This is a genomic window from Wolbachia endosymbiont (group A) of Sturmia bella (assembly GCF_964030905.1).
Classification (GTDB): domain Bacteria; phylum Pseudomonadota; class Alphaproteobacteria; order Rickettsiales; family Anaplasmataceae; genus Wolbachia; species Wolbachia pipientis.
The window spans coordinates 647,398-673,141 of the sequence record NZ_OZ034988.1; the positions used below are offsets into that span (position 1 = coordinate 647,398).

At 35.2% G+C, this 25,744-nt stretch carries 24 protein-coding genes; 15 read left to right on the plus strand and 9 right to left on the minus strand.

Annotated features, from left to right (window positions below; all coding sequences use genetic code 11):
- Window positions 1-18: 18 nt before the first annotated feature.
- The 7 genes from ACQH3L_RS03005 to ACQH3L_RS03035 form a co-directional block, all read right to left on the minus strand.
- Window positions 19-525: a phage major tail tube protein gene (locus tag ACQH3L_RS03005; protein WP_423348839.1), complete on the minus strand. Its 507-nt coding sequence runs from the start codon at window positions 523-525 to the stop codon at window positions 19-21.
- 11 nt (window positions 526-536) lie between these two features.
- Window positions 537-1,703: a phage tail sheath subtilisin-like domain-containing protein gene (locus ACQH3L_RS03010; RefSeq protein ID WP_425384980.1), complete on the minus strand. Its 1,167-nt coding sequence runs from the start codon at window positions 1,701-1,703 to the stop codon at window positions 537-539.
- A 317-nt stretch (window positions 1,704-2,020) separates the two neighbouring features.
- Window positions 2,021-3,478, minus strand: coding sequence for a hypothetical protein (locus tag ACQH3L_RS03015; RefSeq protein ID WP_425384981.1), 1,458 nt, complete (start codon window positions 3,476-3,478; stop codon window positions 2,021-2,023).
- Entirely contained in the window at window positions 3,475-3,669 is a 195-nt protein-coding gene (locus ACQH3L_RS03020) for a hypothetical protein (protein WP_214303255.1), read from the minus strand. Before ACQH3L_RS03020 ends, ACQH3L_RS03015 begins: the two co-directional genes overlap by 4 nt.
- A 4-nt stretch (window positions 3,670-3,673) precedes the next feature.
- A complete protein-coding gene (locus ACQH3L_RS03025; RefSeq protein ID WP_425384692.1) occupies window positions 3,674-4,855 on the minus strand; it encodes a hypothetical protein in 1,182 nt (393 codons plus the stop codon).
- An 11-nt stretch (window positions 4,856-4,866) separates the two neighbouring features.
- Window positions 4,867-6,804 (minus strand): DUF4815 domain-containing protein, encoded by a 1,938-nt coding sequence (locus ACQH3L_RS03030; protein ID WP_425384693.1) that lies wholly within the window; start codon window positions 6,802-6,804, stop codon window positions 4,867-4,869.
- Window positions 6,805-6,810: 6 nt separating this feature from the next.
- Window positions 6,811-7,494: a hypothetical protein gene (locus ACQH3L_RS03035; RefSeq protein ID WP_425384694.1), complete on the minus strand. Its 684-nt coding sequence runs from the start codon at window positions 7,492-7,494 to the stop codon at window positions 6,811-6,813.
- Window positions 7,495-7,745: 251 nt separating this feature from the next.
- On the opposite strand from ACQH3L_RS03035, the gene ACQH3L_RS03040 reads away from it, so the two are divergent.
- From ACQH3L_RS03040 to ACQH3L_RS03065, 6 genes are read left to right on the plus strand one after another with little or no spacing between them, the layout of a single operon-like run.
- A complete protein-coding gene (locus ACQH3L_RS03040) occupies window positions 7,746-8,234 on the plus strand; it encodes a sigma-70 family RNA polymerase sigma factor (protein ID WP_264707737.1) in 489 nt (162 codons plus the stop codon).
- A gap of 52 nt (window positions 8,235-8,286) precedes the next feature.
- On the plus strand, window positions 8,287-9,099 hold the full coding sequence (locus ACQH3L_RS03045) for an ATP-binding protein (RefSeq protein ID WP_264707821.1): 813 nt from the start codon (window positions 8,287-8,289) through the stop codon (window positions 9,097-9,099).
- 23 nt (window positions 9,100-9,122) lie between these two features.
- Window positions 9,123-9,929 carry an AAA family ATPase gene (locus ACQH3L_RS03050; RefSeq protein ID WP_425384982.1) on the plus strand — a complete coding sequence of 269 codons (807 nt, stop codon included), beginning with the start codon at window positions 9,123-9,125 and terminating at the stop codon, window positions 9,927-9,929.
- Between the two features lie 33 nt (window positions 9,930-9,962).
- Window positions 9,963-10,454 carry a hypothetical protein gene (locus tag ACQH3L_RS03055; RefSeq protein ID WP_264687470.1) on the plus strand — a complete coding sequence of 164 codons (492 nt, stop codon included), beginning with the start codon at window positions 9,963-9,965 and terminating at the stop codon, window positions 10,452-10,454.
- Window positions 10,451-11,626, plus strand: a complete 1,176-nt coding sequence (locus ACQH3L_RS03060) for a helicase RepA family protein (protein ID WP_264707735.1) — start codon at window positions 10,451-10,453, stop codon at window positions 11,624-11,626. The genes ACQH3L_RS03055 and ACQH3L_RS03060 overlap by 4 nt, the downstream gene beginning before the upstream one ends.
- 35 nt (window positions 11,627-11,661) lie before the next feature.
- Window positions 11,662-13,821, plus strand: coding sequence for an AAA family ATPase (locus tag ACQH3L_RS03065; RefSeq protein WP_425384983.1), 2,160 nt, complete (start codon window positions 11,662-11,664; stop codon window positions 13,819-13,821).
- 625 nt (window positions 13,822-14,446) lie between these two features.
- Here the strand turns inward: ACQH3L_RS03065 and ACQH3L_RS03070 are convergent.
- Together ACQH3L_RS03070 and ACQH3L_RS03075 are read right to left on the minus strand one after the other, a co-directional pair.
- Complete coding sequence (locus ACQH3L_RS03070; protein ID WP_425384984.1) at window positions 14,447-15,562, minus strand: hypothetical protein; 1,116 nt, start codon at window positions 15,560-15,562, stop codon at window positions 14,447-14,449.
- On the minus strand, window positions 15,528-16,760 hold the full coding sequence (locus tag ACQH3L_RS03075) for a hypothetical protein (protein ID WP_425384697.1): 1,233 nt from the start codon (window positions 16,758-16,760) through the stop codon (window positions 15,528-15,530). Before ACQH3L_RS03075 ends, ACQH3L_RS03070 begins: the two co-directional genes overlap by 35 nt.
- Before the next feature lie 225 nt (window positions 16,761-16,985).
- On the opposite strand from ACQH3L_RS03075, the gene ACQH3L_RS03080 reads away from it, so the two are divergent.
- From ACQH3L_RS03080 to ACQH3L_RS03120, 9 genes are all read left to right on the plus strand, one after another.
- Window positions 16,986-17,453 carry a crossover junction endodeoxyribonuclease RuvC gene (locus tag ACQH3L_RS03080; RefSeq protein WP_425384985.1) on the plus strand — a complete coding sequence of 156 codons (468 nt, stop codon included), beginning with the start codon at window positions 16,986-16,988 and terminating at the stop codon, window positions 17,451-17,453.
- Between the two features lie 103 nt (window positions 17,454-17,556).
- Window positions 17,557-18,768, plus strand: a complete 1,212-nt coding sequence (locus ACQH3L_RS03085; protein ID WP_425384986.1) for a DNA modification methylase — start codon at window positions 17,557-17,559, stop codon at window positions 18,766-18,768.
- A 133-nt stretch (window positions 18,769-18,901) separates the two neighbouring features.
- The gene (locus ACQH3L_RS03090) at window positions 18,902-20,785 is read left to right on the plus strand and encodes a hypothetical protein (RefSeq protein WP_425384987.1); all 1,884 of its coding nucleotides are present in this window, start codon (window positions 18,902-18,904) and stop codon (window positions 20,783-20,785) included.
- 175 nt (window positions 20,786-20,960) lie between these two features.
- On the plus strand, window positions 20,961-21,446 hold the full coding sequence (locus ACQH3L_RS03095; protein ID WP_425384988.1) for a hypothetical protein: 486 nt from the start codon (window positions 20,961-20,963) through the stop codon (window positions 21,444-21,446).
- 18 nt (window positions 21,447-21,464) lie between these two features.
- Window positions 21,465-22,949, plus strand: coding sequence for an ankyrin repeat domain-containing protein (locus ACQH3L_RS03100; protein ID WP_425384700.1), 1,485 nt, complete (start codon window positions 21,465-21,467; stop codon window positions 22,947-22,949).
- Window positions 22,946-24,772, plus strand: coding sequence for a phage terminase large subunit family protein (locus ACQH3L_RS03105; RefSeq protein ID WP_425384989.1), 1,827 nt, complete (start codon window positions 22,946-22,948; stop codon window positions 24,770-24,772). The genes ACQH3L_RS03100 and ACQH3L_RS03105 overlap by 4 nt, the downstream gene beginning before the upstream one ends.
- Before the next feature lies 1 nt (window position 24,773).
- Entirely contained in the window at window positions 24,774-25,007 is a 234-nt protein-coding gene (locus ACQH3L_RS03110) for a gpW family head-tail joining protein (protein ID WP_208571804.1), read from the plus strand.
- Window positions 25,008-25,046: 39 nt separating this feature from the next.
- Window positions 25,047-25,325 (plus strand): hypothetical protein, encoded by a 279-nt coding sequence (locus ACQH3L_RS03115; protein ID WP_425384990.1) that lies wholly within the window; start codon window positions 25,047-25,049, stop codon window positions 25,323-25,325.
- 93 nt (window positions 25,326-25,418) lie between these two features.
- Window positions 25,419-25,616: a type II toxin-antitoxin system RelE family toxin gene (locus tag ACQH3L_RS03120; RefSeq protein WP_425384991.1), complete on the plus strand. Its 198-nt coding sequence runs from the start codon at window positions 25,419-25,421 to the stop codon at window positions 25,614-25,616.
- The last annotated feature ends 128 nt before the right edge of the window (window positions 25,617-25,744 follow it).

The window sequence follows — 25,744 nt, forward strand, 5'->3', positions numbered from 1 at the left end:
ATCTTTTTAAAACTAAACCTAAATACCTAAAACCGTTTGCAGCAAGGCCATTTGATCAACACCATTTATCTTTCTAATCATATTTTCAGCATCGATTTCTATTAATTCATTACCACCTATCGTAAGTTTATAGTAATGGGCAGCTACAGTGCATTTGAGAGTGGCTTTTTCAGCAGGTTTCCAGCTGCCAAAATCAAATTCTCTGAATATGCCCCTAAGGTTGATTATTACTCCTTCAATATCATTGCTACCACTTCCTTGCATCCCTCCACGGAGCGTCAAAGCTACTGAATTCCCATTTATCAGCCCAAATAGCCGAAAGAGCTCTGTATCGTATTCAGAAAAAGTGAAATCTGCTTCAAGCTTTTCCATGCCCATGTCAATATTTATTGGGATATCCATACCACCAGCACGGTACTCCTCTGTTTTTATGGTAAGCTTCGGCAAAGTTATTTCATCTATTTTTCCTGCATAACCACGACCATCAACGAATACGTTAAAATTTCTCAGTATTTTCGGTAACACTTTGCTTTCTCCTAACTTATTACACTATTATTTATGAGATGAGATTTGAATGTTATTTGCTCAGCCGGATATGGTGGTGTAAACTCAAAGTCAAAATATACTTTCCCGCTTGCAATGTTTGCCGGTGTGTTGAGTTCTGGAGTTGCATAACATTTTCCACTGATAATCGCTCCTTGCGCTTTTAAATTGGCCAAATAAGAATTCACCCCCTCAATCACATCATCTATATAAGTTTTGGTGATATTGCGATCAACTGCCCATAGATGAGCTCGAAGTAAACTATCGTTGATTAAATCTGCAGTCCTTCTCACTGACAGAAAAGCCCATTTTGAGTCATTTGAACATGTTCTATTTCCCCAAAGCCTATAGCCGTTTTGATGAATTATCGTTGTTACTTCATTTTCATTTAAATGGTTTGCTCTACAATTTGTATTACCGAGCGTAAAATCAATAGGCCTGCTTGTTCCAACAATACCATTTATCTCTTTATTTGAAGGTGAGTGCCAAAATCCTTGCTCGCTATCTATTTTAGCTATTAAACCCGCTACAAACGGACTTGCTGGCTTTTCTTCCCCTTCAAATACTTTAACCCACGGATCAACAACATAAACTCTTGAGCTGCCTACACTTTTTCTCCACTTGATTGCTTCTTCATCATTAGTATTTGGTCCATCTGCTACTATTATGCTTCTCAGCTTTTCTGCTATAGGAATTAATGCTGCAACCACTGCATCTTCTGGTAGTTGGTGAGTAAATTGAGGTGCAATTAATATTCTTGGAGCAACATGAACTATGCTTTCACTACTGAGGAATGCCTCTATCCCTTGATACTCTCCAGTCTCTTTATCAACACCGCCAATTATATTCTTCAGCGTTTCTTCTTCTTTTAATTTTGGATTGATGTTTTCACTTTCTTCAACTCTAATAACTACTACTGTTGCACCAATTTGGGACAATATTCCATTTATTGCAGAAGGTAAACTGCCACTCTTTCCAAGCTTTGCTGCTTCTTTTAAGCTTCCTGCAATTAACACTGGTTTATTTAGCGGAAATTTTTGCTCATCTGCTTCAGGTGCAGTACCAATTACACCTATCACTGATGATTTAGCTGTATGCACTGATCTTGTCCCTGAGGTAACCTCAATAACATTTACCCCATGTAAAAATTGTTCTGTCATAGCTATTATAAACTTTCTAAAGAATTCTTCACTTGCTTTTTAAAATTGTTAAGAAAACTCTTTGATTTTCTTTTGATTACTACTTTTTAAGATTTAGTATATTTATTAAAATAAAGACAAAAACTAGAAAATATAGAAAACTACGCATTTTGTAATAAGTCTTCTTGAATATTCTTTTCACTTCGTTTAATACTCTTTTGTTAAATAGTAACTTTTTTTACCAATAAAAATTCTTTGGTGCCTATGGCTTGTTTTTAAGCTCTAATATCTTACGTAGTGAAAGATACAAGTATTTTGGTTTCAACTTATATATTTTTTTAATGCCAAAGTTTATATGTTGCATCTAACCCTGGACATTGCCAAGCTCTTAGCGTCCTCTCTACGTCCACCTCAAGCCCTGTAGTTAAAAAATTGCTGCGAAAATTGTATATTCCCCACTGGATAAATTGACCATAGATTGTGCTATACGTATGCTCACTTGCAAAGAACTCAGGTGTCTCACCAACTCTTTCACCTTCTGAGTGAAGATTAGATGACGTATAAAGTAACACTGTAACAGTTTTTCCTGCTGGAATGATTATGTTACCTGATCCAATAAATTCAGAACTGCTAATTTCATGCTGGTAAATACGTGTCCAAGTAATTCTCGAAATCTCTGACTTCCTTGTATTAGTTTTATCAGGTGTACCTATAAATAATCCTGCTCCTCCATAATTAACTTCATCTTTATACCACATTGCAGATCCAACAAAGTTTAGAGTTTTACTTATATCTACATTGCTTGTGTTTTTTACGAATATTACTCCCAATGCAGCATAAGGGTATTTCAGCATATTGAATTGCTCAGAAAATCCATCATACATGAATCTTGGGTATGATTCTCCATAGATAAATGTACCTTTGCTTCCCTCTAAAAAGCACAATTGTCTTGGCCGATAAAAACTAACGTAATCTGTATCGTACTTATGGCTACCTGCTAGTAGTTGTAGCATATAGTCTGTTTTTGTTATATCACTACTCCACTGACCAAGCTCAGTTGTAAAAGTTCCGTGACCAAAGTAATTATTTTTTCTACTTAGTACACCAAATAAAAAAGGTAATGCTCCAGGTTCAATCATGTGACGATTTCTTACTTCTTTCATGATTGATGAGCCGCTTGGTACATCATTTATAGAGTTAAGCTTAGTTGTTAGTTGATTTTCTCTGCTCCTTATCTCCCTCATAATCGATGAACCGCTTGGCACATCATTAACAGTACGGAAGTTATTCACTAAACCTTTTAGACCATCTTTATGATCATTGCCAACACTGTTTATTGCTGCAATATTGGCATTCTTTCTTGTATCAAGTAGTGATAAATTTGTTGTTCCTTTTTCATCAATTCTCTTTAATAACTGCTTCTCTGATTCAGAGATCACTGCTAAAGAACTAGCTTTTTTATTATCCAGATCAGTTAAGTGTTTTTTTGCACTATCAAGAAGTTCTTTTAGCTTACCATCAGTCATCTGTACAATTTCAGAAACTGAACTTTTGCCGATTATTGATTCAAGTGCTTTAGCAAGATATGCTAATTGATCTGGTGTACTATTTGCCGCTAAATCCTTAAGTCTTTTTTGTAGTGCATCAATTATCTCTTTTACCTCAGTCATCTGCACAATGTCAGCAATAGCTTTTTTATCTGCTATCAATTCCAGCGATTTTGCAAGATATGCCAGTTGATCAGGTGTGCTATTTGCTGCTAAATCCTTTATCCTTTGGTATATTGCTTCTTTCATTTCCAAAAATTTAAAAAAGTCTCAAAATTAAACCGCTCAAAATTACTCTTAAGTTGATTATGCTCATCTTCTCTTTCGGTAATATCTTCATCTATTTTCTCAATTGTGGTACGGATACGAACAACATCCTGCACAGCAATATTTTCTGGATGAGGCAAAGAATATCCTCTACTTGTTTTATCATCTGACATTCTGCTAAGTGATAATGATTCGTAGATTTTTGACTTTAGGGCGATAAACAACTGTTCCACTTAAAACCAATTTTATCCTTGTATCATTACCATTAAAATTTGATAGCACATGAGTTCTCTCTACCAAATTTTCTCCAATTGGTTTTCCTGATGTTAAATTTACTAATTGCCAATCCACGTTTTTTTGTACATATGCTTTAACATCTGCAGTGCCAGGTATTAGCGCATCATATGTTATGGTAATCTTAGTGTTAGCTCCTGCTGTAATACTTCTTGTAACATAATCTCCAGACTCTAAAAGATTACCTAGAACTAGCTGTAACCCTGGATATAGCACTGGACTTTTCTCTCGCCCTCCTTTTAGGCTTGCTTTTACCGTTAATTCCCCATTTATTCTTTCACGCAGTGCAAGCGGCAAATTATCAGACAAAAAGTTTTCTCTTCCCTCTTCATCTGTTAAGATAAATTCTACATTGGTATCAAATGCTACTTTTTCGACGTTCGTCAAAACAATTAAATCTGATACGTTATTTGCAGTAACCTTGCCAAGATCAATAATGTGAGAAACTTCGCTAAATTTTGCAGCCAAAAGCCGAAACGTTAAGTCTAAGTTCTGATGTGGAGTCCAAGTACTTGCGTTGCTAGATGAAAGTAATACTCCTACTTGATATGGCTGACTTGTTACCCAACGGCTATTTACTGCATCATATTTGCCAAGTTCTGCTATCTTTACTGCAGTACCAGGATCATCAGTAAGCAGTACTATTGCATACTCCTCTCCTGCATGGCAAAACACTGGTGACCACTCTATACGTGTTGCTGTGCCATCTATCTTTATATCTTTTGGCTCAATATAGCTTTCAGCAATGACAGTTTGCGAGGGCACTCCCACTGCTGTTTCTCTAATCTGCACAACAACACGTTTTTTGCCTTTATTTACAAACCATAGTTCCACGCCTCCTATGTGCCTACTTTCATTTAGCGTAAATGTTTGCGCTAAAGGATCAACTCTTCTTGCTGCGATAACTCTTCTTCTTTCCTCTATGGTAATTGTTTTTTTACCAGTATAAGTTGCTTCTCCATAACTGCCTTTATCACCGTAAAACTGTACTAATTTAGTACCTGCTGGAATGTTTGCTGGCACTTTCACCTTTCCCTTTAATTTTCCCTGGTTGTTCGCTTCCACTTTTTTTTCCTCTATGCCATAGGTATAATAGAAATGCCATCAAATTTTACTTCTTTAAGTTTTTCATTTGGCTCAAAACCTTCGATCTCAAAATTCTGTACTGCTTCTCGCATAAATTCAGTTTCATATGAAGTACTTGACAGCAGCTCTGTCGTTTCTTTAACATTAAATACTCTGGTTACTGGACTTTTCCAATTTGTTTTTACCTCCGTCCAGTGATCAATATTTTTATTTAGAGTAATTTGTGCCGGGACTGGATCAAAAGCTTGATATGGATTGATCTTTTCTCCTTTGGTCTGTAAAAGCTGCTCCAGTACCGGTTCAAGTTCATATGGCAAAAGATATCTTTCCCCACCTTTTTCAATATCTGCAACTTCTACATCTATTGGCAGAACTAGCTCTCTATTTACTATTGCTGCAGACTGCGAAATTCCTTGATCGCGCATATCATCATCAAAGAATGAATCAACAAATACTCCTTTTTTGGTGGTAGGTTCTCTTGAATTTGCATCACTGCGTAGACGTTCCTGTGCAACAAGAGCATAAAGATCATTTATTCCTTTTTTCATTGCTTCAAGCTCATTCATCGGTACAGCATGAATAGCATTATTCACTATTTTTACCCCTTCTTTTTCTCCGTTTTTCCATGTCTGATGAATGTAGCAGAGCAAAAGTTGTCCGCTAGGTGCTTTAGGCATCGATGGTCGCCAAGGGTGAGCTATACCTTTTATTCTCCTTACTGCTCCTTTGCTATCGATAGTAATTAAATCATAGCGTGGCATTTTCCAGGTGTAATCAACCAGAACCAAGCTGTTATCAACTGCTCCTTTTACTTTACATCCCTCTTCGCTTATATCTTCAGGGCTTATATGAGTGCGGCAGCGATAGGTTATCAGGTAACTACTTCCAGGAGCTGGTTCTTTACCAGGTAATGACCAATCAACGTTTCCTGCGTTTAGTTCGTAATCTATACTATTTTCATAAATAACATTGCCTTGTTTAATTTGAATAATTTCAAGTACTGCAGAGTCAGGTATCGGATCAATAGCTCCAGAATATGAACCGTGAGTAACAGTAATGGTTTTTTGAACAGTTATATCTACTTTTTTAATTTCACTTATTGGAAAATCATTAACCTTCAGTTCCATTACTCTTTGGCTATTTGGCTGAAAAGTATGTGGTTCTGATTCAACTGCTTTTATGTCTGGATCTTCATCAAAAGAAATGCGAATACTGTGAGGAAGTTCAATCTCGTAACCATCAACATGAGCCTTACCCTCATTAATCACAAATATTTTTTTTCCTCCTTCTCCCTCTTCCTTTTGCAGGAACATTACTTCAAGACCATTTACGACATAGGAACCATTGGCTTCTTTGTCATAACGAGCAAGAGCAGTAGTTACTATATTTGCTTGTGGTGGCGGTGAATGTTCTATTAATACTCCATTTTCAATGTTATAAATTGGATAAAATTCTCCATTTACAGAAAAAGGGGAAGAAACACCTTCAGATTGATAACCCCAAATGGTAGAAACTTTAAGTCTTGCTGCTCCTACTTCCTGATAATTTCTTGTACCAACAGCAGGATCACGAAGATTTTCATCCTCAAGTTCTGTAATGGTAGATTCTACGTAATAAACACCTATACGCACTGTGGTACTCAGTGGAATAACAAACTCTTCTTTTTCGACTTTTCTAACCGCTCCACGAAGATAGATTTTTCCTGATTCAAGCGTAACTTTACCAGTTTCTCTATCTATAATACAATTGCTTCCTATTATAACATCACCATCACGAAATATTGCATCGCCTATGCCTTTAAGCTTAGAGAGAGCATACTCCTGAGTCTCGTTTAATTCTGCAGATTGCAAACCTCTTCCAGCAAGAAATAAGCTTTTTTCGTATTCTTTGTCAGGATTAAAGCGGTTATAATAACTATTTAAGGTCATTTTGTTTCAAAAAGTTACAACAAATGAAAAAGTTTCCCGAGTTGCAGATGTTCTGATAAGTGGTACGGTGTGTTCTAAAACTAACAAAATTCCAGGATTTTCCACTTCTTTTGGTTCAAAATATCTCTGTCCTTCAGGCAATTCTTTTTTTACTTTAGTACCAACCATAACCCCTAATTCCCGTATAACTTGATTTGCTGCGTCCGTGAAATCGAAAGTGAATTTGAGAAAAAGATTATTGGTTGGTACATTTGAGGGTCTAAACCTTCCAGAAGGAGTTACAAGTTCTCCATTCTCATCACCCGTGCAGAAGAGAACCTCATCTGCAGTACGTCTGCCAAGTTCATTCAAGAGCTTTATAGAATTTATAGATTCAGGTGGTGTGCTTTGAGTATATTCTACAGTAACTGCACTATTTGCCGTGATAGAGCTATTTTCCGTAAGTTTTATTACACCAGTACTGCTATCAACTGTATAGTCAACACTTGACTGATACACTGTTTGTCCTGTAAAAACCCTTACATCTTTAATAGTGTGGTGATCTAGAGCTATTTCACCCTCAATAAAAACTTTTTCGACCTGATGGCTACTTTCCCAGCTCGTATCACCTGTTCCCCAAGCAAGGTGGATAGACTGCTCTTTTATACTTGCTGCTATTGCTGCTCTTCCTGATTGTGTAAGAATTGACACCTGTGATGAGTTTGAAAGGCTTATATAATATATATTCAGGATTTGGAAAATTTTTGTCCAAAAAAAATGAATTTTTGCCTAATTTTTTGTTGCAGTATTATTTAAAAATCGAACTGTATTATTCTCGAAAAAAAACAATAGAATATCAATAGGTTAAAAATTGCATCTGTATTATTTATTTTTGCTCCTGTCCTACAAAGTGCACCTATAAGTTCTCATCCTTAAAGCATTAATTGTTTTAGGGAAAAGTTATGAAACTAAAAACTGCCATAGTTGTTCAAAATATACGGTATCAAGCTAAGAGATTAAAACTTTTTGAATGCTTTGCTCATGAAACTCATGAAGATCTTGAGCAAGAACTTTTCTGTGAAATTTGGACTTATCTTGATAGATATGACGAAAGTAAAGGTAGCTTTAACACTTTTGTAGCAAGATTAACTGAACGTCGTGCCAATAACTTATTGGAGAAACAACTATGTATTAAACGCAATATTAATAACTACGTCAATATTGAGAAAACAGAAGCTTTTGAAGATGAAGTAGCAAAACGTACTGATGTAGATTACATGATTTCAACACTACCAAGAAAGATGCAAAAGATATGCGAACAACTCAAGTACTTTAACTTATATGAAGTTGCTAAGATGAATAACATATCAAGAACTACTTTAAATACTATGGTAAGAAAAATACGTATAAAACTCTCTTCCATCTACTACAAGGGCAAAAAGAAAAATTGAACATAAATTCTACCTTTCCTGAATATATAACATATACCATTGAGGTGAATAAATGACTTTTAAAATTTTAAACAATAATGAAAGATTGAAAACAACTACAGGCATAAAAGTAGTAATTTTTGGTCCTTACGGTATTGGTAAAACCAGCCTCTTAAAGACTATAAGTGAACCAACACTATGTCTTGACTTTGAAGCAGGTCTGCTTGCTGTTCAAGATTGGCAGGGAGATTCAATTAGTGTTCGTACTTGGAATCAAGCTCGGGATATTGCCTGCCTAATTGGTGGTCCGAACCCTGCACTAAAATCTGATCAGGCGTATAGTCAAAAACACTATGAGCATGTCTGTAGCAAGCACAAAGATCTTCTTTCTGAAGTGTCTAAATACCGATGCATCTTTGTGGATAGTATAACCGTTGCTTCACGTTTATGTCTATTATGGGCAAGGATGCAACCTGAAGCTTTTTCAGATAGATCAGGAAAAGAAGATAAAAGAGCTGCTTATGGGTTGCTTGCTCAAGAGATGATGGCATGGCTCAATCAGTTTCAACACATCAGAGATAAAGACATCATCATAGTTGGCACACTAGGTCAATATCTCGATGACTGTAATCGTTCAACATGGCTACCTCAATGTGAAGGGGCTAAAACTGCTAGTGAGATTCCAGGGATAGTTGACGAAGTAATCAGTATGGTTGGAATCAAGAAAGATGATGGCACGGAGAAACGTTCATTTGTCTGTCAGACTATTAATACTTGGGGATACCCTGCTAAAGATCGAAGTGGCTGCCTTGATATGGTTGAAGAACCGCATCTGGGTAAATTACTTGCGAAAATTAAAGCCAAAACTTTTGCGCCTATTGCTTAATTAAAAATTGGAGAATAGTTATTATGGAACAAAGCTTTTTCAATATCGGTCAAAAAATTCCCTTTTTCAGTGTGAAAGAATACTTAGATGATCAATCACCAATACCAGAAGATATAATCGCACCAAGGATTCTAACTAAAAGAGGTCTATTAGTACTGGGTGGCCCACCTAAGATTGGCAAAAGCGACTTTTTGATCTCTTGGCTTGTTTACATGGCTGCTGGAGTTTCATTTTTGGGTATGACTCCAAGCAAACCTATGAAAATTTTCTATCTGCAAACTGAAATTGAATATGAATATATGAAAGAACGTTTGCAACAACTTCAACTGGATAACGAACTTTTGAATATAGCTGCCAATAACTTAATCATTACACCAAGAGTACAATTATCTTTCAGCAGTGAAGAAATAGATGAAATTAAAAATGTTATTAAAGAGCGTTTTAAACCTGATATTATTGCAATCGATCCTCTTCGCAACATCTTCAACTCAAGTGAATATGGCAATGAAAATGACAATAGCGCTATGCTATTCTTTTTGCAAAAAACGCTTGAAAGACTGAGAAATGTTATCAATCCAGATTCGGGCATAATACTCACTCACCACACAAAAAAATTATCGAAAAAGATGCTGGAAGAAGATCCATTTCAAGGCCTAAGCGGTGCTGGATCTTTACGTGGATTTTATAGCACTGGCATGGTGATGTTTGCTCATGATGAGGAAAGCACTGTCCGTCAAATAGTATTTGAGCTTCGTAATGGTGAACGTGTAGCAAGTAAGCTTGTTGATAAGATAGATGGTCGTTGGAAGCTTGCAGACCAATGGAGTTGATTCCTTTTTTTCACTTAATTTATAGGAGACAATATGTTATCAGATTTTTTAACTGATTTTAATACTGCAAAATTACAAAGTAATTTAATACCAAAAGGTACAATAGTCAAGGTAAAAATGGCAATTAAACCAGGAGGTTATGAAAATTGGTTCACTAAAAGCTACACTACTGGCAGCATCTATTTAAACGTTGAATTTACTGTCACTGAAGGTCCATATGCAAAACGCAAGATTTTTCAAGTAATTGGTATTAAAAGTGGCAAAGCAAGCGTTGAAGGAGAAGATACTTGGGGAGAATCTGGACGTTCTATGCTTAGAAGTATTTTAGAGTCAGCACGAAATATTCATGCACATGACACTTCAGAGAAAGCAGTTATTGCTAGAAAAATCAACTCTATAGCTGATTTTAACGGGTTAGAGTTTACTGCAAAAGTTGGTATTGAAGCTGATCGATATGGAGAAAAAAACAAGATTGCTACGGTTATTATCCCAGAGCAACCTGAAGTTGATTGGGTGCCATTTTGAAGTACGACGAAGAGAAGCTCTGGATTGCTGTAATTGAGAGAGCTATCAAAGATGCAGCAGTAGAGCTAAAGAAAGAAGCAATTAAATGGTTTGATTCAGAGTCTTTTGAAACTGTTTGTGAGCTAGCTAATCTCAGCTCTAAACGTATGAAAAGTATGTATGGGGGTTTTATGCAGAGAAAGGAAATAAAAGGATTATTGATTGATAATATTAAGAAGTGTGTACCTTACCTAATTCCAAACGGTAATTTTTATCGAGAGAGGACTTATGTTGGCAACTGTGACGGGGATATGATTACGGTTAAAATAGTGGGTAAAGAAGCTGGAAATTGGCGTAATTTTACTAAAGGAATTAGTGGTGATATTATTGATCTTTGGACTTTAGTTAAAGGTGATATAAATTCCGCTAAGAGGTGGTTAAATACTAAAGAAAACACAACAGAACATAAAATTACATCGTTTTCAGCAAGGCATTACTTGAATGATAAATCACCAATGCCAAAAGATATAATAGGCCCAAGAATTCTAACTCCAGGCGGTCTTTTGGTTATAGGTGGAACTCCTAAAATAGGAAAGAGTAATTTTCTACTTTCCATGTTGGTACATTTAGCTGCTGGAGTATCATTTCTTGGTATGAAGCCTGCAAGGCCACTTAAGATATTCTATCTACAGGATGAAATGGAATATGATTACATAAGAGAGCGCTTACAGAAGCTAAGAATCAGCAAGAAAATTCTTGATGAAGGAACAGAAAACTTAGTTATTACTAAAAAAGTACAGTTAACTTTGAATGTGGAAAAAATAAAAGAAATTATGTTGGAAAATCTTGATGTAAAAACAGTTGATCTTATAGTGATAGACTCTCTTTTTGATTATAGGAGTATGATCTCTTTTCTGCAAAATAGTATTGATGAACTACGCTCTATCACTAATCCTATGGCTGGAGTAATAGTTACACATTACACCAAAAAAGTGTCAACAACCACGTTAAAAAAGAATCCATTTCAAGCATTGAGTGGTGCTAATGTTTTAAGAAGTTTATATACATCTGGAGTAATGATATTTAGGCCAGAAAGGAATACTCTGCAATTGATGTACGAACTTAAAAATGGCAAACCAATACCAACAAAATTCATAAATATGGTTAACGGACGCTGGATAGCTACAGCTTAACCAAATTTCTAAACTTTAAATATATTGGAGATTTTATGGATATCTATTGCAATTTTAATACTGCAGCTTCACGAAAAAATGCATCGTTAGTAGAAAAAGAACAGCTTAAAGCTCAGCTTTTGTTAAATATCAGATCATGCCTTTCATATCTATTACCAAGAGGAACTTTTCGTGGTGATAAGTTTTATGTAGGCAATGTACAAGGCGATAAAGGAAAAAGTCTAGTAGTAGAATTAAGTGGTAGTGAAGCTGGACTATGGCACGATTTTGCAACAAAAGAAGGTGGAGATATAATTGATCTTTGGGCAGAAGTGCATAGAAAAAGTACTAGAACAGAGTTTACTGAAGTAATCGACTCTATAGCTGAATGGCTTGGTCATTTTAAAAAGATCAAAACTGACAAAACTGCAGGTAATCCAACTGCATATTGGGATTATTACGATGAAAACGGCCAAGCTATTGTTAGAGTATATCGTTATGATGATGATAGTGGAAAGAGATATCTTCCTTTTGATATCAAAAAATCCACCTTTAGTGTACCAGAGATAAGGCCGCTATATAATATTCCAGGTATTTTAAAGTCCGATAAAATTATTCTTGTAGAAGGGGAAAAGTGTGCAAATGCTCTCATAGAGCAAGGTATTACTGCCACAACTGCAATGTCTGGAGCAAATGCACCTATTGAAAAAACAGATTGGACTCCACTTAAAGGTAAACACATTATTATATGGCCAGATAATGATGAAGCAGGTAAGAAATACGCTGAAAAATCTGCTATGAAACTTACTTGTCTTGGAGTTGAAGAACTTTGCATTTTGGAAATACCTAAAGATAAACCAAAGGGTTGGGACGCTGCTGATTGCGTGAAAGAAGGTATAAATGTTGAAAAATTCTTATCTTTAATTCTTCAAGTTCCATATGTGAAAAAACTATCAACTACCGAGGAATTCTCGAAAGTTCAAAAAGCAGGATGTTGCATTTCACTTTCAGCAATTCCAGTAATAAAGTATTTAAACGATAAATCACCAATGCCGAAAGACATAATAGTTCCAAGAATTTTAACTCCAGGAGGACTATTGGTGTTTGCAGGTGCACCTAAGGTTGGAAAAAGTGATTTTCTTATTTCTTGGTTATTACACATGGCAGGAGGAATTCCATTTTTGAACATGATGCCCACAAGACCTTTGAAAATCTTTTACTTACAAACTGAAATTGGCTATCACTATATGCGTGAACGTCTTCAGCAAATTAAACTAAATGAAGAACTTCTTGAAATTGCTGGATATAACTTAGTTATTACACCACAAGTGGAGTTACTTCTAAATGATGATAGTATAGAGATTATTGTAGATAAAATAGAAAGTTCATTTGGCTCGAATGCAGTTGATATAATAGCAATAGATCCACTACGCAATATTTTTGATGCCGGCGAGAATAGTAGTGAAAATGACAACAATGCTATGTTATTCTTTCTACAAGAAAGGGTTGGTAAATTGAGAAAGCTGGCTAATCAAGATGCAGGAGTTATTTTAGTACACCACACAAAGAAGATGCAAAAGAAATCATTGGAAGAAGACCCATTTCAAAGTTTTAGCGGTGCAAGCAGTTTAAGGGGATTTTATACTACAGGAATAATTATGCACAGACCAGATGAACAACAAAGTAAACGTCAACTAATCTTTGAGTTACGTAATGGCCACGCTATTGCATCAAAATACATTGATAAGATTAACAATAACTGGTACGTAGTTGATTATGAATCGCAAAGACTTGTGAACAAAGATTATGGCCAAAGGTTAGATGCAGAACGTTCGCGTAGGTATGATACTATTCTACAATTAATTTATGATGAAGCACGGAAGGGACGTCTATATACAATAAATTCGTTCTGTCAGGCATTTGAGAATAAAGCAGGTCTTGGTAGTCAACATTCGATCCGTGAACGTATTGATACTTTAGCTACAAAAGGCTATATAAAATTTAACAGAGAAGGTAAAAATGGAGCAAGAACTAGATATGGAGTACTTTGTGTTGCAGGCATGGAAAAGAAAAGTAAGGTATTTGATCACCAACTGAATAAAGAAGTGACAATTTATGAAAAGGTCTTACCAACCGACTATAAATCAACGGAGAATGGTAGCATTTTACCAGTTGAAAATCCGAATACTTGGGTTCATCATAGCATCTGCGATTAATAAAATTAAAATAGAAAATATGAGTTATTTCAGTCTTCGGATTTGCTCAGTTTGTCTTCAGAATTTGCTTAGTCTATGCAGACTGAATTTAGTAAGGATGAAAGAAATGCGAGATTTTCAACAACTTAGAGGGATTGTTGAATTTTATAGCTGCAGACTGAGCAATAGGGAAAAAGTTCAGGAATATAGAGGGTTTTGTTCAACTCTCAGTTTTCAGAATAACTCCTATTATTATATAATAATATAGTAGTATGACTTTAAAACATACTACTCTGTTCGTTTCTCTTTTACTTACAATAATAAGCTATGGAAAGCTCTCTTTCAAAGTTATCTGATAAAAGAAACGAAAGAAAACGCTCAGAAAAAACAAATGGCCCGTAATTGCGTTTTAAAGTCATCCTACAACTTCAGGGTACAATTATACCACCTTGACCTAAAGAACGCTTATAACAGCCCTTAAAAGCCGATTAACACCATGTCTTAACTTATAAGAAAGACCATATGTTGATTTTATCACGTTTTACTTTAGTTGTAAAGAAATTTTTTTAATGTATGAGACAGATTTGTATAGTCGATATTTTACGTAACTTATGGCGCTTAATTGGTTATTTAGTATCTCTAAAACTTAACGAGTTGCTTTTATAACCAAAGTAAAAGGGTTAATACGGTAGCCATAATCTTTACGTGATGATCCAGGCCAACCAACTGTTTGAATCACATCATTACGTTCGATGTTTAGTCCTAACTTTTTAGCTAAGGTGGTTTTTATTGTTCTTTGAATTGTGTTTATTGGTTTTCTAATGTAATGTTCTGGATCTGCTTCTGGATCGAGATTTAGGCGTTTTTCTATTTCAGTTATGCTAAGCAACATGTGTTTTTCAGGAGGTAATTCTTTTTTACAATCATGCAAAAACTGTTCAAATAATATGCGAAAAACCTTCATACATGCTACAGCTTTCTTATTTAGAATCTCTATATTGTTTACGTAAAGTGAGCCCTCTATCAATTGCAACTTTAGTAATTCCTTCTCTTTAGGAGGTTCAATTAGATTAAGTGAAGTATGCAAAATTTGCATTGAAGTATTTGGTATTAACTCTGGTACTCCTCTTTGTACTGCTTCTTGAAATACTTCAATTAAAGTCTGATGCTGAAAGAAAAGGTCAACCATTTTTACTATGGGCAAATCAAGAGGTATGTTTGATGGATTTTTTCTCAGTATTATTAATACAGTTGGATTAGCTTTAAGCTTATCTATCGTTAAGAATGTTGGATTGGTGCAAAAATCAAGTATGATTAAACTTACAATCTTACCTTGTCCACCAACATGATAAACTCCACTTTCCACTTTTTGCCACATAAAATTTGTATCACTTAGCTGACCTTCAAACCAATTCATAAATTTCTCTGGGTTAAAATATACAGATAAGCGGTGAAATCTTTGCTTCTTGTAGGTATTAGGTAAAATATCACGGTTACAATTTTCACAAATTATATTATCGCATGCTTCGTTAAAGTCCTCATCAATGAAAATCTCATTGTTACAGTATGGATCAACTATATTTGGCCAATCTAATTTATCTTGTCTACGAGAGCAGATAATGTAAGACCTCTCTTGCATCTTAATTAATTCAAGATCTGACAAATACCTTGCTGCTTTGATGTAATTTTGATTTGGATTAACCCAAGAGCTGCCAGAATTAAGAAGATCAGAGATTTGCTCTTGGCAAGATTGTAAGACCATAAAATTGTTTTATGTATGCTTTAAAATCCTCTCTTTCCCTTTTATTCAGAGGATGTTCAGAGTAGTAAATTGCTATATACTCATCACTTCTCTTGAAAAATAAGCCTATCTTTTTGCCTTGAAATATTACTTTAATCGACTCTATAAATGGCACTATGTTTCCTACAAATGGCTTTAAAACATGCAATTCCGGTGCAATAGGATCATATGGAGCGACAGTCAAAGTGATATTAGTATAGCTGTAATTGAAACGATTTGACTGAAACTTTAACTCAAAAACACGAATATTTGAATCAGATTCATTAATACAAGTTTCTATAAATTTATGCACCTGTTCCGCGAAGTTTTTATCCTGCACATCTACAAAAATACATTCGCAGCCAAAGTAACAACTTGCAATGCTATTTGCTATTTCTATAGCTTGATCAATATTTCTAGCACCAAGATCTACCTGAGTGCCATTTAGTAGAAAATCCAAAATCATCCACTCTGCCTTATGGCCATGAATAACTTTGTTTGAATTTAACAACAAATCTATATCGCTAGCTTTTCGTATTAACACATATAAACGATTCTGATGATAGAAGAAACCTTGTAGTTGATTCTCGAAACTGTCATTTCTCTTAATGTTATCTTCTTTCAGTATTTGTTGTATGATTTCCTCTGAGATAAAGTCCTTAAATGGAGTACTTGGTCGTCTTGGTATTTTTTGTAAGGCAAAAGACATGAAACTCTTTCTTTGTATTTTTTCAAAGTGATAGACAGACTTTAAAAGATTGTAATCTGCATGAAACAGTAGAAACAGCAAAGACTTTTTATCATATTTATTATTATTTTTTACAAGGTAGGATTTCATGAGTTCCGTAGTTAATGCAGATCTTGCAATTTCACTGACAGTAACTTCTAGTTTTGCACGGTCAAAACAGGTAATCAAGTAGTAAGTAACGAGAGAATCGGAATAATTAGCAATCACTTTACGTTTGTATTGTACAGATGTATTATCATAACTTTCATCATCAAAGAGTTGAGCATTTAATTTATCTTTAAAGGAATTTTGAAAAATAATATTTAACTGCCTACCTGAAAGTGAATTTATCCAGGACTGACGTATTTTTGTATTGTGAAAACGGTCAAGCAAATGGTTAACAGGGACTTCTAAATCATCTTCCCAAAATTTACGATTTGGATAAATGTTCATAAGAAACTAATCACACCATAATAGAATAATAAATTATTTAAATAGTTAAGATAGAAATCTGAAAATCTTGACTAATAATTATACAATGGCTGTTTACTGATTTTTAACCAAGTTTTTTCTAAAAAGTTTGCTTAAGAAGAAGATTTTTTGGACAAAAATTTTTCAAATCCTGAATATATATTATATAGGCTTCACGTACTCTAGCAAAACAAATTCTGAATATAAATGTCAACCCTAACACTGGACCTCGGCAAACAAACAGGCTGGGCAATTCTGACAGATGGAGTAATTGAAAGTGGAAGCAAAAGTTTTCATGGTAGTCGTTTCAGTGGAGGTGGCATGCACTTCTTAAATTTTCGTAATTGGCTTAATTCTTTGAAATATGAGTTCACTGCAGTGTATTTTGAAGAAGTGAGAAGACATCTAGGAACTGATGCAGCGCATTGCTACGGTGGTTTTCTTGCCGTTCTATCTGCTTGGTGTGAAGAGAATCATATTCCCTACCAAGGTGTTAATGTTAAAACTATAAAACGCTTTATAACAGGCAAAGGTAATGCAAGTAAGAGTGAAGTTATTGAAGCTGTAAAGGAAAAAGGGGGTTTGCCTAAAGATGATAATGAATCTGATGCTTTAGCATTAATGTTCTATGTTATGGATTTCAGTAAAGATACTAATAAGATGAAAAATCCATAAAAAGTGGGTCCTTTCGGCCATAATGGCGGGTTTGGTGGGTCAGACCCCAGGCCTTCTTTAGCGTCAGAGATATTTTGAATATTAACTTTTTAATTATTAAGATATGAATTTAGCAATCCACTATTATCCTACTCAAAATCTGGTCGAATATGAGCGTAACCCACGTAAAAATGACGATGTGGTCAACAGAATGTGTGCTTCTATTCGGGAATTTGGCTTTCGTATTCCAATAGTTGCAAAAAGTGATGGTACTGTGGTTGATGGTCATTTAAGACTTAAAGCAGCAAGAAAACTTGGTATGGAAAGTATTCCAGTGGTTTTAAGTGATAATTTAAATGAACCACAAACTAAAGCTTTTCGGTTACTGGCAAATCAATCAGCTAATTGGGCAAAGTGGGACGATGATCTTTTGAGAGTGGAAATTCAAGAATTAGAAGATTTGCAGTTTGATCTTAAAATGACTGGATTTGAGCTAGAAAAAGTTCAAAACTTTCTTGATGATTTAGATGGTGAAGAAGAAGATCTTTCTGACTTAGTTGTTGATGACAAAAAGGTAGAAATAACAAAACCAGGTGATCTTTGGATTTTAGGTGATCATCGAATCTATTGTGGTGATAGCTCTGTAGTTGAATCATATAAAGCGCTGTTAGATGATAAAATGGCAGACATTACTGTTTGTGATCCTCCATATAACGTTGATTATGGTAGCAGTCAAGATAAAAAGATACTAAACGATAATCAAGGTGAAAAGTATGAGCTTTTTCTCTATGATATTTGTACTCATATTTTAGCATATACTAAAGGTGCAATTTACATCTGTGCATCATCATCAGAGTTTTCAACGTTGCAAAAAGCATTTGAGGAAGCGGGAGGAAAATGGTCAACTTTTATCATTTGGGCGAAGAATCACTTTACGCTAGGAAGATCAGATTATCAAAGACAATACGAAGCAATGCTTTATGGATGGAAAAGCGGCAATAAACGTGAGTGGCATGGCGGTAGAAATCAAAGTGATCTGTGGTTTTATGATAAGCCAATACATAACTCACTGCACCCAACAATGAAGCCAGTAGAGCTAATGGAGAGAGCAATAGTAAACAGCAGTAGATCAGGAGATATCGTACTTGATCCATTTAGCGGCTCTGGAAGTACACTGATTGCATGCGAGAGAACAGGAAGAATTTGTAGGACAATAGAGCTAGATTCAAAATTTGTAGATGTAACTATAAAACGTTGGCAAATATATACTGGAAGAGATGCCATTTTAGCCGGTACTGGTAAAACTTTTTCAGAGATTCAAGAAGAAAAACAGTAAGAAAAAAGTGGAAAAGATAACGCAAACAGAAATTTAGTAAGCCTTGGTAGTTGTAATATTAATTTACTGGTATATACCGTATTTTAATGAGTTTAGCGTAACAAATAACTTTGGATTAAATGTGGTGTACTCAATGAATCAAGAAAAGACGTTAGCTGGAGTAGTAACGTCGCAAACAAATAATGAAGCATCGTTTTCTGAAGAAGTAGAAAATAATGTTTCAAATTCTACACTATCTGTTAAGGAGAGAATTGAATTGTTTGAAAAAGGTACGAAGCAAGAACCTGACCTGAACACTGAATGCAAACTAGCTTCTTTAAATGTGATTAGCAATAGTAGCGATAGCAGTATTACAGCAAAAATAGACGAAGCAGGTGCTGATTTTTCAGTGAGTTGTTCTTCTTTAGTATTTGATGATGGTAAAGACATAGAGGACGAATTTAATGCAGTTTGTGAGGCAAATGGAATAGAATATAACCGTCCGTATTCTCTTGATCAGTTTGAGGCAGCATCCAACACATCTTCCAACCCCAAAATAGACAATACAAAAGAAATGCAAAAAGAGGAAGAGGATAAAGAATTAGGAGATAAACCAAAGCCGTTACCTAGGAATGGAATGTTGGAGAAGGACAATATTAGAAATGTAGCTCCACCTTCACCTAGAACAGCAGAAAATCATCGGTTGAGTATTATTCAGGATATTGCACCACCAAAGCTACCACATTCTTCTTTCCAATTAAATGGAGAAAAATGTGATGAGCAAGAAGCTATAGGAGAACCTATGTATGCAACTATAGACAAAAATAAAAAATTCTCGAAAAGAGGGTTAGATGGTGAAATAAACGATCAAAGTCCGGAGATGGAAAAGTCAAATTCTGAAGAAACATCAATTAAGAAAGGATCAATTGGTGAACCTGTAGATCTGAATACAAAATTTTTAAAAAAGAGTTTGGAAGGAAGTGATAGTGGAATAGACAATAGAAGTGCAGAGATGACAAGATCAAATTCTCAAGTAACAGAAATGAGTGAGTCTTGTGGCAATCAAGGATGGGAGAATATGTCATTAAATCATGATAGTCCAGTTACACTTTCAACTAGCTCATCAGAAAAAAGTGATAATGAAGAAACCCCGTTAATTAAAAAAGAAAAGAAAACAAATAGAATTTTGCCAAGAGTAAAATATGCAGTGCAGCAGAAGGAATTTATAATTTTCGGTATAGCTGCTGTTGCACTTAGCGTTTCTGCAGCTTTGGTATATTTACAGGATAAAGCACAATTTATTGCATTTTTTGCAAACAGTGTCATCTATGTAACTATACCAATTCTAGCTGTTGCATTATTGGTTGCAATTAGTCCGATATTTTGTGGAATAAAGCAATTTAGAGATACTGAAGAGTGTCAAATAGGGAGAAAGAATGCGAATGAAACTTTGAATCAGGTGCGAGAGTATCAATCAAAAGATAAAGTAATAAAATCAGTCAAACTGGAATACGGCAATGGTACTCATTCGCATTTTACACTTAACGCTTGGGAGGGTAAGAACAACTTCATTAATATTGACGACAAAGTCATTAGTAGAAGAAATAAAGTAGAATCAGTAATCAAAGATAGGCCATTATTTACAGCATTATTAAGCAGTTTGGTTGCTGCAAATATAGTATTGCCTTTATTACTGTATGTAGAAGGTGGTATTAATAGTGTACAGAAGTTTTACCAGAACGCTTTGATTAATAACGTAGGGTTATCACTACTTATAGGCTCGAGTATACTTGCACTATCAGTGATATTCCTTGGAGTACATTACTACAGAAAAACAAATTGCACAAATCTTGTATATTGTGAGGAAAGAATTGAACCAGAAAAAGTTAATGGAAAGTTCATTGAGGAAATAAAGGAAGCAAGGACAAAAGTGCTTGAAGAAAACCATAGTAAAGATGCCAAATGCAGCAGTTTAACGCTAGAGCAAGTAGTGGTTGAATCTCATAACTACAAAGATGCAATTTATAGTATTAGTTGAAAATGGACAAATTTCACTATGTAAAAAGAAAGCAGCTATAAACCGGAGTACTTCGCTCTATATTAGTAAAATATCTCTAAGACGCCGGCAAGTATAAACAGGTAGGAAATTGCTGATACTGGCAAAACCTTTTCAGAGATTCAAGAAGAAAATTTGTAAAAAAGAAGCAAAAAAAGTGGAAAAGATCACACAAACGGAATGGGCAAGAGAGATAGGAGTATCAAAGCAATATGTCTGTTATTTAGTAAAGAAAGGAATAGTTGAGTTGGAGGATGGTTTGATCAGTAGAGAACAAGCAAATGAAGCGGTGGCAGCAATAAGAGATCCAAGTCAGCCACTTAGGAGAAAAAATCCAAAAAACGAAAATACAAATAACCTTTCTACAATGTTGCTAAAAACGCGAATAAAAAATGAGATGGAACGTGGTAAACTGCTTGAGGCGAAAGCTAAGGCTGGGATTGGTGAACTTGTAGCAGTAGAGGAAGTAAAGCGCGATGCATTTAATGTAGCAAGAGTTGTCCGTAATAATTTGCTTAATATTCCAAATAGAGTTTCAGCACTGCTTGCATCACTGAGTGACACTGAAAAAATTCACGAGACGCTAACTGAAGAGATTACAAACTCACTTGAAGAATTATCTAACGCTAAATTTAAAATATAAAAAGATTTTGAATATAAAATGGCTGATAACTTAAGTTTAGAGTTAATAAAATGTCTCATCAATCAACCTGGATTAGATGTTAATGTCAGAGGATTAAATGGAAAGACACCACTACATTGCGCTATAGAGTTTGACGAATTAAGCATGGTGGATTTGTTACTCACGAAGAAGAATATTAATCCTTTTGTGGAAGATAATGAAGGTAAAACATCTCTTGATTACGCCAAAGAAGGGAAAAAAGCAGAAATATTACAAGCGCTAATTAATAACAAGTACGGGTCAGAACAAGATAGCTTACTTCATTTAGCTGCAATGATAGGTGAAGTTAATGCAGTTAGATATTTGATCAGAAAAGGTATTGACGTTAATGTACGAAATGCTTTGCACCATACTCCATTACATCTAGCAGCAGGAATAGGACATGCAGAAGTTGTAAAGATTTTGATAAGAGAAGGAAAAGCTGAAATCGAGGTTTTTGATGCACGAAATCAGACACCGATGCACTATGCAGTTAACAACAACAAATTGGAGATAGTAAAGTTATTACTGGAGCTAGGAGCAGATGTAAATAGCGCACGTGTAGGACAAAACTCGATGAAATTATCACCTGTTCATATAGCTGTAAGTAATACTAATTACGATGAAAGAGACTTATGTCTTGATATCCTCAAATGCTTAATAAAGGAGCCTAATGCTCAAGTCAATTTGCAAGACTACGAAAGTAAAACACCACTACATTACGCTGAAAGACTTAAAACAATAGAGGTTTTACTAACTCGAGAGGATATAGATCCTTTAATCAGGGATGATAATGGTAAGACACCATTTGATTACGCTAAACCTGAGATAAAGAAGGCTTTGATGAGTAATAAATACGGTTCTGAAAAGAATAGTCTACTACATTTAGCTGCACAAAGAGGAGAAATTGAGCTTGTAGAGTCTATCTTAAAAGAAGAAATCGATATTGATATTGTAAATAATAAAGGTTTATCACCGGTTTACCTTGCTGCGGAAAAAGGGCATTTACATGTAGTAAAGTTATTGCTGAAAAAAGGAGCAAATTATACACCTGTTTTACATTTAGCAATTAAATCAAACAATTTAGAGTTACTTAAAGTTTTATTTACTGAAAAAAATGGTGCATTGCTCTGCAGAGATACCGTTATTAATTTTCCAACCCTTCATAATAAATATATAGCACAGAGAGAAATAGCAGATAAAAGGATGAAAAAACATAATAATATTATCTGCATCTGTATTACAGTTAGCGCAGTAGCAATGGCAGCATATATAGGTTTAACAGCAACAACAATAAGCAGTGCAATCATTTTTGCAACAACAACAGGGATATTTGCGCTTATTATAGCACTAATGATAAGTGAGATGAGCAAAAGATATATAGAAAAGGAATTTCAGAAAAAGATGTTTATGGAATTGGAAGAGTGTAGTTCTACTGTTAATGATGTTGAGATAGAACCAATGATGAGTAGATGCAGACAATGATATACGCCACATCTTTTTCTGAAGGTTTAAAACCAGATCCAGAGCTTAAAGTATCAGAGTGGGCAAATGAGTATCGAGTTTTAGCGCCAACTGCAGCATCAGAGCCAGGTAAATGGAGAACAGAAAGAACTCCTTATTTAAAAGAAATCATGGATTCACTTTCTCCGTCCTCACCAGCAGAAAAAGTAGTATTCATGAAAGGAGCGCAGATTGGAGGAACAGAAGCTGGTAACAATTGGATTGGCTATATTATCGATCAAACACCAGGTCCAATGTTAGTTGTGCAGCCAACAGTTGAAATGGGAAAGCGTTGGTCAAAAGGAAGATTTGCGCCGTTAATAGAGAGTACGCCATGTTTAAAGAGTAAAGTAAAAGACCCAAGGTCAAGAGACTCAGGCAATACTGTACAAAGTAAGGAATTTCCAGGTGGAATAGTAGTAATAACCGGAGCAAATAGCAGTGTAGCACTGAGATCTATGCCAGTAAAATACCTCTTTCTTGATGAAATAGATGCCTATCCAGGAGACTCAGGTGGAGAAGGAGATCCAGTTTTACTCAGCATAGCTCGTACCAATACATTTGCACGGCGAAAGATTTTTTTAGTATCAACACCAACGATTCATGGAATAAGCAGAATTGAGAAAGAATTTGAAGCAACAGATAAGCAGTACTTTTTTGTACCATGTCCGTATTGTAATTACTATCAAGTTCTAAAATGGTCACAAATAAAATGGGAAGATAAAAATCCAAGTACAGCACACTATATATGTATAGAATGTGGTGAAAAGATAGAAAATCATCAAAAGACAGAGATGCTTGAACGTGGAGAATGGAGAGCTACAAATCAAGTACACAATAGCAAAGTAATAGGATTTCACCTTTCAAGTCTTTATAGCCCAGTTGGGTGGTATAGTTGGCAACAAGCAGTAGAGGATTTTCTGCATGCAAAGGAAAGTGAACAATTACTGAAAGTTTGGATCAACACAACGCTTGGAGAAACCTGGGTAGACAAAGGAGAAGTACCTGATTGGAAGCAATTATTTAACAGGAGAGAATTTTTTCCCGTAGGCACAGTACCTAGGAGAGAAGTGGTGCTTACTGCAGGAGTAGATGTCCAAAAAGATCGTTTAGAAGTAGAAGTTGTAGCATGGGGAAAAAGCCGCGAAAGTTGGTCAATAGAATACCGAGTATTTGAAGGTGATACTGGAAGAGGAGAAGTATGGGGAAAACTCTCTGAGCTCTTAAATCATCATTTTATCGGTGAAAATGGTCTTGAATACATGATAAGTATGATGGCGGTTGATGCTGGGTATGCGACACAAGAAGTATACAATTGGGTAAGAGGTCATCAAGGCTCTGGAAGAGTAATGGCAGTGAAAGGTGTAAATAAAGCTCTAGTACCACTTAGCAGCCCAAGTAGAGTAGATATAACAGTTGGTGGTCAAAAGCTAAAAAGAGGGATAAAGCTCTGGCCAGTGGGAGTATCGATTTTAAAGTCAGAACTTTTTCAATTACTTAATGTTTTAAAGGACGGTGAAGAAGCTCCAGCAGGATACTGTCATTTTCCCGAGTATGCACCTGAATATTTTAAGCAGCTAACGGCAGAGCAATTAGTCAGCAAAGTAGTAAAAGGTTATACCAAACAAGAGTGGCAAAAGGTAAGAGAAAGAAATGAAGTATTAGACTGTAGGATTTATGCAAGAGCAGCATCGATAGCACTGGGAATAGATAGATGGCCAGAGAGTAAATGGGAAAATTTAGCAGATAAAAAAGCTAAAAGGGTAAAAAAAGTAAGAAGAAGTCAATGGTTGAATGAGAAGTAAAATGTACAATCAAGAATATTTAATTCAAGTCGAAGAAGCGATAAAAAAACTGCAAAGCGGAGAGCGAGTAGTATCAATTGCATATGGTGACCATGTGGTGAGATATGCTGAAGTTCAGATAAATGACCTGCTGAATCTACGGCAACGTATTAAGGCTGAACTGAAAGTTGCAGGTGTGAGACCGAAGAGAAGAATTGTGATTGCGACAAGTAAGGGGATTGACAAAATTGTGTAAAAATGTTATAGTTTAAAATTGGTATTTTCTAGTTAAAATATGGATCAAAGTCAAGAAAGGCTTAATGTTAATGTAAATTTTGAGGGGGAATTTGCTCACTACCTTATAGAAATGGCAAAAGTTCAAAATAGAACTATAGAAGAGGTTGTAAAGGACCTAGTGGAAGAAGAAATTGAAGCAAGTAAATTATCTGAAGAAGATGATGAAGTAGATATAAAGTTGGCTAAGCTTTCTCTTGAGCGTGATGCTAGAGGTGATGAAGAAATTAGAAGTGAGGATGTAGATTGGAATAGAATATTATCTGCAAAAACAGTCTAAAGGTGGAGATACAAGCTGAGATACGATATTATCTATTCAAAAAAAGTTCTTGAGGAAGACTTTCTTGCATTACCACCAACGATAAGATCTAGAGTGAGAAGAGCTGTAGATAGTTGTCTTGCAACCAACCCTAAAGCAATAGGCAAAGCATTATCGCATGAATTCAAAGGGTATTTTAGGATACGAGTAAGTGATTATCGTGTAATTTATAGGATAAATTACTCAAAACACACAGTAACTATTACTGCAATGGGACATCGGAAGGACATTTATGAACGCAGCCCAGAATAAGCGTTGGTATTTGTGCAAGAGCCTCATGCATAATTTATAAAGTGTTAACAGCCAGACTATCCAGCAGCTTGCTGTAATTTTTTAATGTCAAATTGCGCAACAAACTGCTGCATAATCAAAGAGGCAAA